We start from the raw sequence: 17,134 nt of genomic DNA on the forward strand, positions 1-17,134 counted from the left end.
GATACCAAGGAAAAGGCAGATTAGCGCAGACAGATGACGCCCGGATATGCGAGAAATCCGAGCGTCGTGTCTGCTTTAGAAACGTCGCAAATCGAGCGTCATCGGCAGCTCGTCGTTGATCGTCAAAGTCGGCACCGGCAACTTTCCGGGGCTGTGGCCGAGGCGGAAGAAGCGCGCCATCCGCCGACTCTCGGCTTCGTTGGCATTCACCGGCAAACTGTCGTAGTTGCGCCCGCCCGGATGGGCGACGTGGTACTGACAGCCGCCCAGCGAGCGCTGCATCCAGGTGTCAAACAGGTCGAACACCAACGGCGCATGCACCGGGATGGTCGGTTGCAGGCAATTGGCCGGCTGCCAGGCGCGGAAACGCACGCCAGCGACAAATTCGCCGACCCGCCCGGTCGTTTGCAGCGGCACCGGGATGCCGTTGCAGGTCAGCAAATAGCGCTGGGTTGGCAGGCCGGTGAGCTTGACCTGCAAGCGCTCCAGCGACGAATCGACATAGCGCACCGTGCCCCCGGCCGTGCCCTCCTCACCCAAGACGTGCCAGGGCTCGAGGGCCTGGCGCAGCTCCAGCTCGATACCACTGACCGCGTAATCGCCGACCTTCGGAAAGCGGAACTCCAGATGCGCGGCGAACCACTCAGCACGCACGGCATAGCCTGCGGCGTTCAGGTCGACGATAACATCGGCGAAGTCCTGCTCGATAAAGTGCGGCAGCAGGAAGCGGTCATGCAGTTCGGTGCCCCAACGGGCCAGCTTGGCCGGCGCGTAAGGCTCACGCCAGAACCGCGCCACCAGCGCCCGCAGCAGCAGTTGCTGAGTCAGGCTCATGCGTGCATGGGGCGGCATTTCGAACGCTCGCAGCTCCAGCAGCCCAAGGCGACCGGTAGCGCCATCAGGCGAATACAACTTGTCGATGCAGAACTCGGCGCGGTGGGTGTTGCCGGTCACGTCGATCAACAGGTTGCGCAGCAAGCGGTCGACCAACCATGGCGGGCATTCTTCACCCGGTTCGGGCATTTGCGCGAAGGCGATCTCCAGCTCATACAACGCATCGTTACGCGCTTCATCCACCCGCGGCGCCTGGGACGTCGGGCCGATGAACAATCCAGAGAACAGGTAGGACAGCGACGGGTGGTTATGCCAGTAGCTGATCAGGCTGCGCAGCAAGTCCGGGCGACGTAGAAACGGAGAGTCGGCCGGTGTCGCACCACCCAGTACGAAATGGTTACCGCCGCCAGTTCCTGTGTGGCGACCATCGATCATAAATTTCTCGGTGGTCAGTCGCGTCTGCCGCGCCTCTTCGTAGAGAAATTCGGTGCGCTCCACCAGTTCGTCCCAACTGGCGGACGGCTGTACGTTGACCTCGATCACACCCGGGTCGGGGGTGATGCGAAAGTTGCTCAGACGCGGATCGCTCGGCGGCTCATAGCCTTCCAGCAACACCGGGCAATGCAGCTCCTCGGCGGTGGCTTCGATGGCACTGACCAATTCCAGATAGTCTTCCACCCGCTCCAGCGGCGGCATGAACAGATACAACCGCCCTTCCCGCGCTTCGGCGCAGAACGCGGTGCGGGTCAGCCAATCGGCGGACTCATCAAGTTCAGGGGTGCGCTCATCGGCGAGTGCCGGATCGCCGTGGATCTGCAACTGCGCAGTATTGGGCAACTCCGGCAGGTCCTGATTCGGATCGGTGGGATGCACAAACGGATATTCCGCCGCCGTCACCCAAGGCTGTGAAGCCAGCGGCAAGCGATAACCCAATGGCGAATCGCCCGGCACCAGTCGGCAATGGTTTTCACGCAAGTACCAACGACCGCTCTGCCATTGATCGCCCTTGGCGGTACGCGCCAGCGGCAGGACCTGGCCAATAACTTTGTCCAGGCCTTGGCTGAAGACTTTATGCAGGCGCGCACGTTCGAGTTCGTCGCCCAGGCGTGAGTCTTCGGCGCTGACGTTCAGCGGCAAGGCGCCTTCGCGCCAGAGATAATAGAAATTGTCTTCGTAGGCCGGAAACACAAAGCGTGTCGGCAGCTTCAGACGTTCGGCCACACTCGCCAGAAAACGCCCGGCCAACTCACCATCAGCGCCGTAGTCTTCCTGCTCATCGGCAATCAGCGCGCTGTTGTGCCAGATCGGCACGCCATCGCGCCGCCAATACACGTTCAGCGACCAGCGCGGTAGCTGCTCGCCGGGGTACCACTTGCCTTGGCCAAAATGCACCAGTCCCTTGGGGGCGTAGTGTTTGCGCATGCGTTGAAACAGCTCGGCGGACAACGTGCGCTTGGCTGGCCCCAGCGCCGCGGTGTTCCATTCAGCGCCATCCGGATCGTCGATAGAGACGAAGGTCGGCTCACCGCCCATGGTCAGCCGTACATCGCCTTCAAGCAGGTCGGTATCGATCTGTCGGCCCAGGGTCTGAATCGCCAGCCACTGGTCTTCGGTGTAGGGCTTGGTGACCCGCGGCGCCTCCCAAATCCTTTCCACTGACATTTCGTGGGTAAATTCGCACTTGCACGGTTCGACCAAGCCACTGATTGGCGCGGCAGAGGACGGATCGGGGCTACAGGCCAACGGAATATGCCCTTCACCGGCAAACAGCCCGGAGGTTGCGTCCAGGCCGATCCAGCCGGCACCCGGCAAGTACACCTCGCACCAGGCATGCAGGTCGGTGAAGTCCACCTCTGTGCCGGATGGCCCGTCGAGGGCTTTAACGTCGGCGGTCAGTTGAATCAGGTAACCGGAGACAAACCTCGCCGCAAGGCCGAGGTTGCGCAGCAATTGCACCAACAGCCAGGCTGAATCGCGGCAGGAGCCGGAAGCATTCTCAAGGGTGTGCTCGGGCGTCTGCACACCCGGCTCCATACGAATCAGGTAGCCAATGTCTTCGCTCAGGCGCTGATTCAGCGCGACCAGAAAATCGACACTGGGCAGTGGCGTACGGTCGATACCGTCTAGATACGCTTTGAGTTTCGGCGTCAGCGGCAGCGTTTCCAGATACGGCGCCAGCTCACGCTGTTCGTCAGCGGCGTAGGCGAAAGGAATCTTTTCCGCGTAGGGCTCAAGGAAGAAGTCGAACGGATTGAACACTGCCATCTCGGCCAGCAGATCGACCTCGATCCGCAGCTCTTTGGTTTTTTCCGGGAATACCAGCCGTGCCAGGTAATTGCCCTGGGGGTCTTGTTGCCAATTGATGAAATGCTGCTCAGGCAAAACCTTCAGCGCATACGACAAAACTCGCGTGCGACTGTGGGCCGCCGGACGCAGGCGAACGATCTGCGGACCGAGCTCGACCGCACGGTCATAGCGGTAATGCGTGACATGGTGCAATGCGACATGGATCGACACGGCGTGCCTCCTGCGAGCCTGAACGTTATCGAATGCGGCGCAAGACTTATGCCATCCAGACAAGTCAGGTGCTTTCTTCGATTGCTCAGGGCAGTACAGCACCAAAACCGCGCAATGCAGGATTTTGCTTTGGGAGAGTTGCACGCAAATGAGGCGGCGGACAGGCAGGTAGCTCGCTCGACTCAAGATCCACCCTCACCCTAGCCCTATCCCCAAGGGGGAGAGGGGACTGACGGGGGTGAACTTAAGAAGTACTGCGACCTGATAGATTGAGTCGCCCTCAGGTTTTATGAAGTCAAAACTCGACTCGGTTTTTCAGGTCGCAGCATCTCCACCAAACGCCTCGCTCAGCTCCCTCTCTCCTCTGGGGAGAGGGTTAGGGTGAGGGGTGGAGCTTTCTGACACCCAAAACCACCCAGCCCCACAACGCAAAACGCCAACCCGAAGGTTGGCGTTCTGTTCAGAGCAAGCTGCGCTTAACGCGGTACGACCGGCTTGCGATCAGGCTTCTTGCCTTTGCCTTTGGCCGCGTCCAGACGCTCCTTGGCTGCCTGCTTGTTGCGGGCAAACGCCGCAGCCTTGGCCTGTTCACGCTTGTCCCACGGGTTGCCGCCATCGCTCGCGCGTGGAGGCAGGCCAGTGTGCTGAGTCAGGATCTTGGTGGTCGTGTCCTTGGCCACTTTATGGCTGCCAGCCGGCGTCGAGTTCTTGCGACGGGCGCTCTGGTAGCTGTCGGTCGCCGGCTGATGCAGCGGGATCAGCTGGTTCTTGCCCGGCCCGATCAGGTCGGCACGCCCCATGCGGGTCAAGGCTTCACGCAGCATCGGCCAGCCTTTAGGGTCGTGATAACGCAAGAACGCCTTGTGCAGACGACGCTGCTCTTCGCTCTTGACGATGGTCACGCTGTCGCTCTTGTAGGTGACCTTACGCAGCGGGTTCTTGCCCGAGTGGTACATGGCGGTGGCAGTAGCCATCGGCGACGGGTAGAACGCCTGCACCTGGTCGGCACGGAAACCGTTGCCCTTGAGCCACAGGGCCAGGTTCATCATGTCTTCATCGGTGGTTCCCGGATGCGCAGCAATGAAGTACGGAATCAGGTACTGCTCTTTCCCGGCTTCCTTGGTGTACTTCTCGAACATCCGCTTGAACTTGTCATAGCTGCCGATGCCCGGCTTCATCATCTGGTTGAGCGGACCTTCCTCGGTGTGTTCCGGGGCGATCTTCAGGTAGCCACCCACGTGGTGGGTCACCAGCTCCTTGACGTACTCCGGCGACTCGACCGCGAGGTCATAGCGCAGACCGGAGGCGATCAGGATCTTCTTCACGCCCGGCAAGGCGCGAGCGCTGCGATACAGCTGGATCAGCGCAGAGTGGTCGGTGTTCAGGTTCGGGCAAATACCAGGGAACACACACGAAGGCTTGCGGCACGCGGATTCGATTTCCGGGCTTTTGCAGGCGATGCGGTACATGTTCGCGGTCGGGCCGCCGAGGTCGGAAATGACGCCGGTAAAGCCTGGAACCTTGTCGCGAATCTCTTCGATTTCGCGAATGATCGATTCTTCCGAGCGGTTCTGGATGATCCGACCTTCGTGCTCGGTGATCGAGCAGAAAGTACAGCCGCCGAAGCAGCCGCGCATGATGTTCACCGAGAAACGGATCATGTCGTAGGCCGGAATTTTTTCCTTGCCGTACGCCGGGTGCGGAACGCGCGCATAGGGCATGCCGAACACGTAGTCCATTTCTTCGGTGGTCATCGGAATCGGTGGCGGAGTGAACCAGACGTCCACGTCGCCATGCTTCTGAACCAGCGCACGGGCGTTGCCCGGGTTGGTTTCAAGGTGCAGCACGCGGTTGGCGTGGGCGTAAAGAACGGCGTCACCACGGACTTTTTCTACCGATGGCAGACGAATCACAGTCTTGTCGCGGGTCATCCGAGGGCTCGCCAGCAGTTGCACGACCTTGGCTTCCTGCGGATCCTCGACCGGACCCTTCTCTTGCTCGATAGCGCAGGCCTGGGTGTCCTGGGTATTCACGTACGGGTTGATGATCTTGTCGACCTTGCCCGGACGGTCGATACGCGTGGAGTCGACCTCGTACCAGCCTTGCGGCGTGTCACGACGAATGAACGCGGTGCCGCGAACATCGGTGATGTCTTCGATCTTGTGACCGTAGGACAGACGCTGGGCGACTTCAACGATCGCGCGCTCGGCGTTGCCGTAAAGCAGAATGTCGGCGCAGGCGTCGATCAGGATCGAGTTACGAACCCGGTCCTGCCAGTAATCGTAGTGGGCGATGCGGCGCAGCGAAGCTTCGATGCCGCCGAGAACGATCGGCACATTCTTGTAGGCTTCTTTGCAGCGCTGGCTATAAACCAGGCTCGCGCGATCCGGACGTTTGCCAGCCATGCCACCCGGGGTGTAGGCGTCATCGGAACGGATTTTCTTGTCGGCGGTGTAGCGGTTGATCATCGAGTCCATGTTGCCGGCCGCGACGCCGAAGAACAGGTTCGGCTCGCCGAGCTTCATGAAGTCGTCTTTGGACTGCCAGTTAGGCTGCGCGATAATGCCGACGCGAAAGCCCTGGGCCTCAAGCAAACGGCCGATGATCGCCATACCGAACGATGGGTGATCGACGTAGGCATCACCGGTGACGATGATGATGTCGCAGGAATCCCAGCCAAGCTGATCCATCTCCTCCCTGCTCATTGGCAGGAATGGCGCTGGCCCGAAACATTCGGCCCAGTACTTGGGATAGTCAAATAACGGCTTGGCTGCTTGCATGTCGATGACCGGTGTTGGCTTTCAATGGGACTCTTTGTTTCCAAAGAATTTCGCGGGCGCGGAATATAGCACAAAATTTAACCAATTCCGACCGCAATGGTCGGAAATGGGTGTCGACCCCATTCGCGGGCAAGCCTCGCGCCTACAGGACTCAAATTATCCGTAGGAGCGAGGCTTGCCCGCGAAGAGGCCCGACCAGACGCCGAAGAGCTTACTCGTCGTCGAAGTTGTAACTGCCTGGCGCGAGGTTTTCGAAACGGGTGTATTTACCGATGAACGCCAGGCGCGTGGTGCCGATCGGGCCGTTACGCTGTTTGCCGATGATGATCTCAGCGATGCCTTTGTGCTCGGTTTCCGGGTGATACACCTCGTCCCGGTACACGAACATGATGACGTCGGCGTCCTGCTCGATCGCTCCGGATTCCCGCAAGTCGGAGTTGATCGGGCGCTTGTTCGGACGCTGCTCCAGGGAACGGTTGAGCTGCGACAGCGCAACTACCGGGCAGTTGAATTCCTTGGCCAAAGCCTTCAACGAGCGAGAAATCTCGGAAATCTCGTTGGTCCGGTTATCACCACCGGAGCCTGGAATCTGCATCAATTGCAGGTAGTCGATCATGATCAAGCCAACTTCGCCATGCTCACGCACCAGTCGACGAGTACGCGCACGCATCTCCGACGGGCTGATGCCGGCGGTGTCATCGATGAACAGCTTACGATCGTTGAGCAGGTTGACCGCCGAGGTCAGGCGCGGCCAATCATCGTCCTCCAGGCGACCGGCACGGACCTTGGTCTGGTCAATCCGGCCAAGGGACGAAAGCATACGCATGATCAGCGATTCGCCTGGCATCTCCAGCGAGTAGACCAATACAGCCTTCTCGCTTCGCAGTACGGCGTTCTCCACCAGGTTCATGGCGAAGGTCGTTTTACCCATGGACGGTCGGCCGGCGACGATGATCAAGTCGGATGGTTGCAGGCCGCTGGTCATTCCGTCGAGGTCGGTATAACCGGTGGACAGGCCAGTAATGGCGTTGTCGGTATTAAACAGCGTATCGATACGGTCGATGGCCTTGGTCAACAGATCGTTGACGCTGACCGGGCCGCCGGTTTTCGGCCGCGCTTCGGCGATCTGGAAGATCTGCCGTTCGGCTTCGTCGAGGATCTCGGCAGCTGAGCGGCCTTCCGGGTTGAAGGCGCTGTCGGCGATTTCGGTGCTGATGCCGATCAGCTGACGCAACGTCGCTCGCTCGCGAACGATCTGCGCATAGGCCTTGATGTTGGCAACCGACGGAGTATTTTTCGCCAGCTCGCCCAAATAACCGAGGCCGCCGACTTGCGAGGTCTGACCTTCCTTGTCCAATTGCTCGGCAAGCGTCACGACGTCGATCGGCGAGTTTTGATCGGCCAGTTTGGCGATCGCACGGAAGATCAGACGGTGGTCATGCCGATAGAAATCGCCGTCAGAGACTTGATCGAGCACGCGTTCCCAGGCGTTGTTGTCCAGCATCAGACCACCGAGCACGGCCTGTTCGGCCTCGATGGAATGCGGCGGCACCTTCAGGGCAGCGGTTTGCAGATCGTATTGCTCAGGAGCAGAGATATCGTTCATGGCCACTTGGAATTAGAGGTTCTACAGAAAGACAAAGGGCACGACCTGTAAACAGGATCGTGCCCGATGTTAACCGCCTGACGAACATGTCGCCAGACGATCAAGTGCTGCTTAAGCAGCCACCACAACAACGCGTACGGTTGCTTCAACTTCAGCGTGCAGGTGCACGGCTACGTCGAATTCGCCTACGTTGCGGATGGTGCCGTTCGGCAGACGAACTTCGCTTTTTGCAACTTCAACGCCAGAGGCGGTCAGTGCATCAGCGATGTCGTGGGTGCCGATCGAACCGAACAGCTTGCCTTCGTCACCGGCGGTGGCAGTGATAGTCACTTCCAGCTCAGCCAGTTGGGCAGCGCGGCTTTCAGCCGAAGCTTTTTTGTCTGCAGCCAGTTTTTCCAGGTCAGCACGACGCTCTTCGAACGCAGCCAGGTTGGCAGCGGTCGCAGCGGTAGCTTTGCCGTATGGCAGCAGGAAGTTACGACCGTAACCGGCCTTAACATTCACTTTGTCGCCCAGGTTGCCCAGGTTGGCGACTTTTTCCAGAAGGATCAGTTGCATGTGAAAATCCTCTTAACTTTTAACCTTCACCGTTCGCGTTATCGGCGTCTTTCGGCGCCGAACGACCGCGAAAATCAATCAGGCTGTCGACAATGGCCAACACCACGAGTAACGGATAGATCAGCTGCATAAACAGCAACAGCGTTACGTACAACCCCACCAGCCAAAATTTGGCCAGTCGCTTTTCAGCCACCAGCCCGTGAATCAGGGCCAGCCCGGCGAACACCAGCGGTACGCTGCACAACGGCGTCAACATCGCCATCTGCGAACCGAAATTCGGCCCCAGAAGCATGCACGCCAGCAGCAACATCGCCGGCCCCAGCGGGATTCTAATGGCGCGAAACTCGCGACCAAAACCACCGGGGTTGTACAACAACGCCTGCCAGTAGCGCCCAAGAATCAGGCTCAGCACACTGACGATCTGCAACAAAGCCGCTATCAGGCCGGTCAGGACCGGTGCAATCAGTGACGCCAGACGCGCTCGCTCTTCTACCGAAAACCGCTGGTAGAGATCACCGAGCGCCAGCGGCAGGATTTTTACCAACTCCTGCGCCAGGCTGTCGATCTGAGGGCGGAAAGCCGCACCCAACACCACAGAAAACACCAATCCCATCGCTATGCTGACCAGCAGCACGCGGTTCCAGGATTCACTTGCGCGTAAAACCAACGCAAGGCCCGACGAACCGAGCAACACCATAAGTGCGCGTGGATCATCAGAATAAAGCCACCAGATCAACGCCGGCAGCAGTCCCAGAGCAAGGACGCCAAGGGCATCCTTCAATCCGCGCCGCAGGAGCACAAAGCTTCCCGCGGCAGCACCCAACCAATACAACAACGGCAACGCTGCACATCCGGCCACTACCAGAGTGGCCTGCATACGGCCGCGCATGATGAACTCAGCTAAGGCGCGCATGCATTCAATCCCTTACTACGTGTCGACTGCCCGGTCTCAGCGGCCGTGGCTGTCGGTGTAGGCCAGCAGGGCCAGGAAGCGGGCGCGCTTGATAGCGGTGGCCAGCTGACGCTGATAACGAGCTTTGGTACCGGTGATGCGGCTTGGAACGATTTTGCCGGTCTCGGATACATAAGCTTTCAGAGTGTTGAGATCTTTGTAATCGATCTCTTTCACGTCTTCAGCGGTGAAGCGGCAGAATTTACGACGACGGAAGAAACGTGCCATGTAATTGGCTCCTCAAAAGGTCCGTGGATTACTCGTCAGCGTTATCGCTGGCGTCGCTGTTGTCACCGTCATCGCCATCGGCGCTGTCGGAGTGCTCAGGACGGTCACGACGCTCACGGCGCTCACTGCGGTTTTCTTCAGCCTTGAGCATCTCGGATTGGCCGGTAACGGCTTCTTCGCGACGGATGACCAGGTTACGGATCACAGCATCGTTGTAGCGGAAGTTGTCTTCCAGCTCGGCCAGGGCCTTGCCAGTGCACTCAACGTTCAGCATCACGTAGTGAGCCTTGTGAACATTGTTGATTGCGTAGGCCAGTTGACGACGGCCCCAATCTTCCAGACGGTGGATTTTGCCGCCGTCTTCTTCGATCAGCTTGGTGTAACGCTCAACCATGCCGCCGACTTGCTCGCTTTGATCCGGGTGGACCAAAAAGATGATTTCGTAATGACGCATGAATGCTCCTTACGGGTTGTAGCCTGCCGCTCAAAAGCGGTCAGACAAGGAGTGAATGACACTTATGGACTTGCCAGCGATAGACACATGCGTGCCTGCCGTCACAGCAAGGGGCGCAATTGTAGAGAAGGGGCGTAAGAGGCGCAAGGCAATTGGTGATTATTTGAACAGCTCGTTCACACCACAACCTTTCGCCCTGACACAAACCATTGTGGGAGCGAGCATGCTCGCGATGGGGGCGCAACATTCAATATTTATGCTGAATGTTACACCGCTATCGCGAGCAGGCTCGCTCCCACAGGAGATCTGCAGCAGATCAGGACTTCTTGGTAGTTCCAGCAGCCTTGACGCTGCGCTGACGCAGCGCTTCGAACAGGCAAACACCGGTCGCCACGGAAACGTTGAGACTGCTGACGCTGCCAGCCATCGGCAGGCGTACCAGGTAGTCGCAAAGATCGCGCGTCAGGCGACGCATCCCGCTGCCTTCCGCGCCCATGATCAGGATGGTCGGGCCGGTCAGGTCTTGCTGATACAGATCCTGCTCAGCCTCACCCGCCGTTCCGACGACCCACAAGCCACGCTGCTTGAGTTTCTCCAGGGTGCGCGCCAAGTTGGTCACGGCCACCAATGGAATCACTTCCGCCGCGCCACAAGCGACTTTTCGTACCGTCGGGGTCAGCGTGGCCGACTTGTCTTTCGGGACGATCACTGCCAGCGCACCGGCCGCATCGGCCGAACGCAGGCACGCGCCGAGGTTGTGCGGATCGGTCACGCCGTCGAGCACCAGCAGCAACGGTGCACCTTCGGTGCGATCGAGCAGCTCGTCGAGCATCGCCTCGCCCCAGACCTGGCTCGGACTTACATCCGCGACCACGCCCTGATGCACACCCTCGACCCACGCATCCAGCTCACGACGTTCAGCGTTGCCGACGGCGACGCGATTTTCGTTCGCCAGTTCGATCAGCGTCTGAACCCGCGGATCGCTGCGGCCTTCAGCCAGCCAAATCTGCTTGACCCGTTTTGGGTGATGACGCAACAACGCTTCTACAGCATGCACGCCGTAGACTTTTTCCAACTGACTCATGACTTGGCCTTAGGTTTACGCACTCCGCCGCTTTTCGCGGCAGGAGCCGAGCCCGCTTTCGGCGGGCCTTTACGGTGTTTACTCGGTTTGGCTGGCTTGCCCGTCGAACTGGCTGGCCCCGACCTTCCGGACTTTCCCTCAGACGCCGCTTTACCGCCGCTTTTCGCGTCGTTCAGCAATGCCTGCTTCATTTCACGACTTTTGCGCAGCTCGGCGTTTTTTGCCGCAGCGTCGCTTGGACGATAAGCCTCACTCGATTTCTTCTCGGCAGTGCCACGACGCCCGGTTTTCGCCGTCGCTGGCTCTGGAATAGGCGTCGCCGCAGGCACATCAACGCCCGACGTACGTTTTTTACGGCCGATCGGCGCGCTGATGGTTTTTTCCGCCATCTCGAAGTCGATCTTGCGCTCGTCCAGGTCAACCCGCATGACCCGCACTTCTACGGTGTCACCCAAACGGAAGCTGCGACCGGTACGTTCACCGGCAAGGCGATGGTGCACAGGATCGAAGTGGTAGTAGTCACCCGGCAAGGCGGTGACGTGCACCAGACCCTCGACATAGATATTGGTCAGCTCAACGAACAGGCCAAAACCTGTCACGGCGGTGATCACACCCGGGAACGACTCGCCAACACGGTCTTTCATGAACTCGCACTTGAGCCAGTTCACAACGTCACGAGTCGCTTCGTCTGCACGCCGCTCGCTCATCGAGCATTGCTCGCCGAGCTGCTCCAGCGCCGCCTCATCGTACGGATAGATACGCGCTTTCGGAATGGTCATCGCACCGGCGCGTTTGACGTGCGGGGTGTTCTGCTTGGAGTGGATGACACTGCGAATCGCCCGGTGCGTGAGCAGGTCCGGGTAACGGCGAATCGGCGAAGTGAAGTGGGTATAGGCTTCGTAATTCAGACCGAAGTGGCCCTGGTTATCGGCGCTATAAACCGCCTGACTCAACGAACGCAGCATCACAGTCTGGATCAGATGGAAGTCCGGACGATCCTTGATGCTGGCGAGCAGAGCCTGGTAGTCCTTAGGCGACGGACCCTCTTTGCCTTTATGCAACGACAGACCGAGCTCACCAAGGAAGGCGCGAAGTTTTTCCAGACGCTCCGGCGGCGGACCATCGTGGACCCGGTACAACGCAGGGATTTCGTGCTTCTTGAGGAATTGAGCAGTGGCCACGTTGGCCGCCAGCATGCATTCCTCGATCAGTTTGTGCGCATCGTTACGAACAGTCGGGGTGATTTCAGCGATTTTGCGCTCGGAACCGAAGATGATTCGGGTTTCCATGGTTTCAAAATCGATCGCACCACGGACATGCCGTGCGCCGAGCAACACTTTGTACAGCGCGTAGAGCTGCTTGAGGTGCGGCACGACATCCGAGTATTCGTTACGCAGCTGTTTGGCTTCGCTGGCTTTCGGCTGCTCAAGGATCGTGCTGACCTTGTTGTAGGTCAGCCGCGCCTGAGAGTGGATCACCGCTTCGTAGAACTGGTAATCGGTCATCTCGCCGGTTTTCGAGATAGTCATCTCGCAGACCATGGCCAAACGGTCGACTTTCGGGTTCAGCGAGCACAGTCCGTTGGACAACTGCTCCGGCAGCATCGGTATCACGCGCTCGGGGAAATACACCGAGTTGCCGCGTACCTGGGACTCAGTATCCAGCGCCGAACCGATCTTCACGTAGCTGGAAACGTCGGCAATGGCCACGTACAACTTCCAGCCACCGGAGAACAAACGCAGCTTGCCGGGCTTGGCTTCGCAATAGACCGCGTCATCGAAGTCGCGTGCATCTTCACCGTCGATGGTGACGAACGGCAGATGGCGCAGATCGATGCGCTTCTCTTTGTCTTTCTCTTCGACTTCCGGCTTGAGCTTGGCGGCTTCTTTGAGCACCGCGTCAGGCCAGACGTGAGGAATGTCGTAAGTACGCAGCGCGACATCGATCTCCATGCCCGGCGCCATGTAGTTGCCCACGACCTCGACCACGTCGCCTTGCGGCTGGAAGCGTGGCGTCGGCCAGTGAGTAATCTTCACTTCAACGAACTGACCGACTTTGGCGCTGGCGTTACGGCCCGGCGTGACCAGCACTTCTTGCTGGATCTTCGGGTTGTCCGCAACGACAAAGCCGATGCCGCCTTCTTCGAAGTAACGACCAACGATGCTTTCGTGGGCACGGGTAACCACTTCGACGATCACGCCTTCACGGCGGCCACGACGGTCCAGACCGGAAACCCGGGCCAACGCACGGTCACCGTCGAACACCAAGCGCATTTGCGCCGGGCTCATGAACAGATCGTCACTGCCGTCGTCCGGGATCAGAAAACCGAAGCCGTCACGGTGACCACTGATGCGACCGAGGATCAGGTCGAGCTTGTCCACCGGCGCATAAGTACCACGGCGGGTATAAATCAGCTGAGCATCGCGCTCCATGGCGCGCAGGCGGCGACGCAGGGCTTCGAGCTGGTCTTCTGTGGTCAGACCAAACTCCTCCACCAACTGCTCGCGGTTAGCCGGCGAACCCCGATCAGCAAGATGCTTGAGGATCAGTTCGCGGCTAGGAATAGGGTTTTCGTATTTTTCCGCTTCACGAGCGGCCTCGGGATCGAGGGACTGCCAATCGGCCATTAGAGAGTTTTCACCTTGTCTATATGCGGGTTAGTTTGGCATACGCGTATTGAAACGGGAAATTTCAGGCTCGGACAGCACTTGAAAAGCCCTTTGCCAAGCATAGAAAGCTCACGTGAATGCCGCTCGCGAAATTTTCCAGGTATTTTTGATAACAGGGGTTTACAGTTAAATAGGTGGTCCGTATAGTGCGCGCCATCGACGACGGAGACGTTGTCGATATTGCCCAGATGGTGAAATTGGTAGACACGCCAGCTTCAGGTGCTGGTGACCGCAAGGTCGTGGAAGTTCGAGTCTTCTTCTGGGCACCAATTTAGAGCTGGAGATTACATGAATCTTCAGACTCTCACAAAAACCCGCGAAAGCGGGTTTTTGGCATTCTAAGTATTTGATTTATTAAAACCAAAACAGGGGTTTACAGATCAAAACGCTCTCCGTATAGTGCGCTCCATCAACAGCGGACAACGCTGCTGATACTGCCCAGATGGTGAAATTGGTAGACACGCCAGCTTCAGGTGCTGGTGACCGCAAGGTCGTGGAAGTTCGAGTCTTCTTCTGGGCACCAATTCAAACTTCAGAGCATCGCTTTGAAGTTTCACAAAAACCCGCGAAAGCGGGTTTTTGCGTTTCTGGCGTTCGAATCTGCAAAGCCTACCCCCAACACCCTCAACTCAATACCCCCTTTAGACCCACAAAGTCCAAACCTCCGCCTCCAAGCGCACATGAGAAACAATATCGTTTATCATTGTTACAAGTTTTTGCGATACGACAGTGAGGAATCCTGCGAATGATGTTTCGAAATACCCTGCTCTCAACATCCCTTCTGCGCGGCCTGACCATCACTCTGCTGGGCCTGACCCTGACATCTCCTCTCACCCAGGCGGCCGATCCGGTTTCTCTGACGCTTTATAATGGTCAACACAAGGAAGTAGGCGACGCCATCGCCAAGGCGTTCGAAGCCAAGACCGGCATTCACGTCAACGTGCGCAAAGGCAGCAGCAACCAGCTCGCCAGCCAGGTCGTCGAAGAAGGTAATCGCTCCCCGGCCGACGTGATTTACACCGAAGAATCACCACCGCTGAATAAGCTCGGCGAACAAGACCTACTGGCCAAGATAGACACCACCACCCTCGATGTCCTGCCTAAAGAATACGTTGCCGGCAATGGCACCTGGATGGGGGTCACCGCACGGGTTCGGGTTGTCGCGTTCAACCCGAAACTGATCGCCGAAAAAGACCTGCCAAAATCAGTCATGGAGTTCTCCCAACCGGAGTGGCAAGGCAAAGTCGGCTTCGTCCCAACCAGTGGCGCCTTCCAGGAACAGGCCGTGGCGATCATCAAAGTGCACGGAATGGACGCCGCCGAAGAATGGCTGACCGGCCTGCGCGCCTTCGGCAAGATCTACAGCAACAACATGGTGGCCTTGAAAGCCGTGGAGAATGGCGAAGTCGCCAGCGTCCTGGTGAACAACTACTACTGGTTCGCCTTGCAGCGCGAAAAAGGTCAGCTCGACTCAAAACTGCACTACTTCACTGGCGGCGATGTCGGCGGGCTGATCACCGTCTCCAGCGCGGCGGTGCTCAAGTCCAGCAAACATCCGCAAGAAGCCCAGCAATTCCTCGCCTTCATGGCCAGCGAAGAAGGCCAGCGCGTCATCACCCAAACTTCGGCGGAATACCCGCTGCGCAAGGGCATGGAGTCGGACCGAGGCCTGAAACCCTTCAGCGAACTGCAACCACCCAATGTAACCCCGGCGGATCTGGGCAATGCAGAGCAAGCACTGGACCTGGAACGTGACGTTGGCCTGAACTGATGAGCGCATCGCTGCCCGCCTCCGCCTCGCATGGAGGCTATGCGCCACGGCGCAAACGCCCGTCGATCTGGCTGCTACTGCCGGTTCTGCTGCTGGTCGCCCTAAGCCTGCTGCCATTGCTGTATGTCGGGCTCAAGGCTTGGCAGGCAGGCTGGGCTGAGGCATTGCATCTATTGTGGCGGCCCTACGTATTCGGCCTGCTGCGCAACACGCTACTGCTGATGGTCGGCGTTACTCTGGCCTGTGCAGTGATCGGCCTGTCGCTGGCCTGGCTGCTGGAGCGCAGCAACTTGCCCGGTCGCCGCTTGTGGGGCGTGGTGCTCTGCCTGCCATTTGCGGTGCCAGCCTTTATCAGCAGTTTTACCTGGGTCTCGCTTAGCGCGAATTTCGAAGGTTTGGGCGGCGCTATTCTGGTTATGACGCTATCCAAATACCCGCTGGTTTTCTTGCCGGTGGCAGCTACGCTGCGCAACCTCGATCCATCGCTGGAAGAGTCCGCGCGAACGCTGGGGCAAAACCGCTGGGGTGTATTTTTCAGGATTACCCTGCCCTTGCTTTGGCCATCTTTATTGGCCGGGTCACTGCTGATCGCCCTGCACATGCTGGTGGAGTTCGGCGCCCTGTCGATCATCGGCCTGAAAACCTTTACCACAGCGATCTACCAACAGTTCGAACTGGAATTCAGCAACGCCAATGCAGCGATGCTGTCTGCTGTATTGCTCGCGCTGTGTCTTGTGCTGCTGTGGCTGGAGTTGCGGGTTCGCGGCAAGGGCCGTCACGTGCGGATCGGCCAAGGCGCGGCGCGACATGCCGAGCAGGTTCGCCTGGGAAAATGGGCAACTGTCGGTCAGCTGTACTGCCTGTTGCTCGCGATCATTGGCAGCGCAATTCCTTTGGGCATGTTGGCGTATTGGCTGGCAGTGGGCTCGTCGGCAGCATTCCCGGTGGCCGCCATTAGCGAAGCCCTGCTGTCTTCGCTGTCGTTATCTTTGTGCGGCGCAGCGCTGTGCCTGGTGCTGGCCGTGCCGGTTGGTTTGCTGGTGGTGCGCTATAAAGGCCGACTGGCGTTGTGGGCAGAGCGCCTGCCCTACTTGCTGCATGCGCTGCCGGGACTAGTGATCGCACTGACGCTAGTGTTCTTCGCGCTGCACTATGTACCAGCGCTGTATCAGACGTCAGCTCTACTGCTGATCGCCTATGCGCTGCTGTTTCTGCCGCTGGCGCAGGCGCCGATCCGCACCGCCCTGAACAAGGCTGCGCCGCAGCTGGAAGAAGCCGCCCGAACCCTCGGAGCGTCTTCCTTCAGCGCGTTTGTCCGGGTGACTCTACCGATCATCTTCCCGGCACTAGGGGCAGCGTTTGCACTGGTGTTTCTAGATGCGATGAAGGAGCTCACGGCTACCTTGCTGCTCAGCCCGACCGGACTCAACACACTGGCGACGGAAGTCTGGGCACATACGGCGAATGTTGAATTCGCGGCAGCGGCACCTTATGCGGCGTTGTTGATTCTGGTGTCGGGGTTGCCGGTCTACTTGCTGACGACGCGGATGTATCTGAGCCGCTGAGATTGTCATCGCGAGCAAGCCCGCTCCCACACTAGGTCTTCTGTCAGCACACTATTTGTGAGCAGCAGAGATCAAATGTGGGAGCGGGCTTGCTCGCGAATGCGATAACCCAGACA

Annotated in this window: 11 protein-coding genes and 2 tRNA genes; 4 read left to right on the forward strand and 9 right to left on the reverse strand. The window is 58.8% G+C overall.

The features are described 5' to 3' along the window. Positions 1–75: 75 nt before the first annotated feature. The 9 genes from ACZYSM_RS00640 to rnr form a co-directional block, all read right to left on the reverse strand. Positions 76–3,351, reverse strand: a complete 3,276-nt coding sequence (locus ACZYSM_RS00640) for a transglutaminase family protein (RefSeq protein ID WP_489067850.1) — start codon at positions 3,349–3,351, stop codon at positions 76–78. 476 nt (positions 3,352–3,827) lie between these two features. After that, a complete protein-coding gene (locus ACZYSM_RS00645) occupies positions 3,828–6,131 on the reverse strand; it encodes a YgiQ family radical SAM protein (protein ID WP_489067852.1) in 2,304 nt (767 codons plus the stop codon). Positions 6,132–6,342: 211 nt separating this feature from the next. Next, the gene (gene dnaB / locus ACZYSM_RS00650; RefSeq protein ID WP_150640431.1) at positions 6,343–7,737 is read right to left on the reverse strand and encodes a replicative DNA helicase; all 1,395 of its coding nucleotides are present in this window, start codon (positions 7,735–7,737) and stop codon (positions 6,343–6,345) included. 111 nt (positions 7,738–7,848) lie between these two features. Further along, positions 7,849–8,295, reverse strand: a complete 447-nt coding sequence (rplI, locus tag ACZYSM_RS00655) for a 50S ribosomal protein L9 (RefSeq protein ID WP_489067855.1) — start codon at positions 8,293–8,295, stop codon at positions 7,849–7,851. Between the two features lie 19 nt (positions 8,296–8,314). After that, positions 8,315–9,208, reverse strand: a complete 894-nt coding sequence (locus ACZYSM_RS00660; protein WP_489067857.1) for a hypothetical protein — start codon at positions 9,206–9,208, stop codon at positions 8,315–8,317. Positions 9,209–9,244: 36 nt separating this feature from the next. Next, positions 9,245–9,475, reverse strand: coding sequence for a 30S ribosomal protein S18 (rpsR, locus tag ACZYSM_RS00665; protein WP_002551829.1), 231 nt, complete (start codon positions 9,473–9,475; stop codon positions 9,245–9,247). Between the two features lie 28 nt (positions 9,476–9,503). Continuing rightward, the gene (rpsF, locus tag ACZYSM_RS00670) at positions 9,504–9,929 is read right to left on the reverse strand and encodes a 30S ribosomal protein S6 (RefSeq protein ID WP_489067859.1); all 426 of its coding nucleotides are present in this window, start codon (positions 9,927–9,929) and stop codon (positions 9,504–9,506) included. Between the two features lie 316 nt (positions 9,930–10,245). After that, positions 10,246–11,013, reverse strand: coding sequence for a 23S rRNA (guanosine(2251)-2'-O)-methyltransferase RlmB (gene rlmB / locus ACZYSM_RS00675; protein WP_489067861.1), 768 nt, complete (start codon positions 11,011–11,013; stop codon positions 10,246–10,248). After that, positions 11,010–13,640, reverse strand: a complete 2,631-nt coding sequence (gene rnr, locus ACZYSM_RS00680; protein ID WP_489067863.1) for a ribonuclease R — start codon at positions 13,638–13,640, stop codon at positions 11,010–11,012. Before rnr ends, rlmB begins: the two co-directional genes overlap by 4 nt. A gap of 224 nt (positions 13,641–13,864) precedes the next feature. Between rnr and ACZYSM_RS00685 the strand changes: the two genes are divergently transcribed. The 4 genes from ACZYSM_RS00685 to ACZYSM_RS00700 all read left to right on the forward strand — a co-directional run bounded on the left by ACZYSM_RS00685 (position 13,865) and on the right by ACZYSM_RS00700 (position 17,018). Then, positions 13,865–13,951: transfer RNA gene (locus tag ACZYSM_RS00685), tRNA-Leu, on the forward strand. Between the two features lie 167 nt (positions 13,952–14,118). Beyond that, positions 14,119–14,205: transfer RNA gene (locus ACZYSM_RS00690), tRNA-Leu, on the forward strand. 222 nt (positions 14,206–14,427) lie between these two features. Then, a complete protein-coding gene (locus ACZYSM_RS00695) occupies positions 14,428–15,453 on the forward strand; it encodes an extracellular solute-binding protein (protein ID WP_489067865.1) in 1,026 nt (341 codons plus the stop codon). Continuing rightward, positions 15,453–17,018, forward strand: coding sequence for an ABC transporter permease (locus ACZYSM_RS00700; RefSeq protein ID WP_489067867.1), 1,566 nt, complete (start codon positions 15,453–15,455; stop codon positions 17,016–17,018). The genes ACZYSM_RS00695 and ACZYSM_RS00700 overlap by 1 nt, the downstream gene beginning before the upstream one ends. Positions 17,019–17,134: the final 116 nt, after the last annotated feature.

The sequence above is a fragment of the Pseudomonas sp. F220 genome, assembly GCF_057813935.1.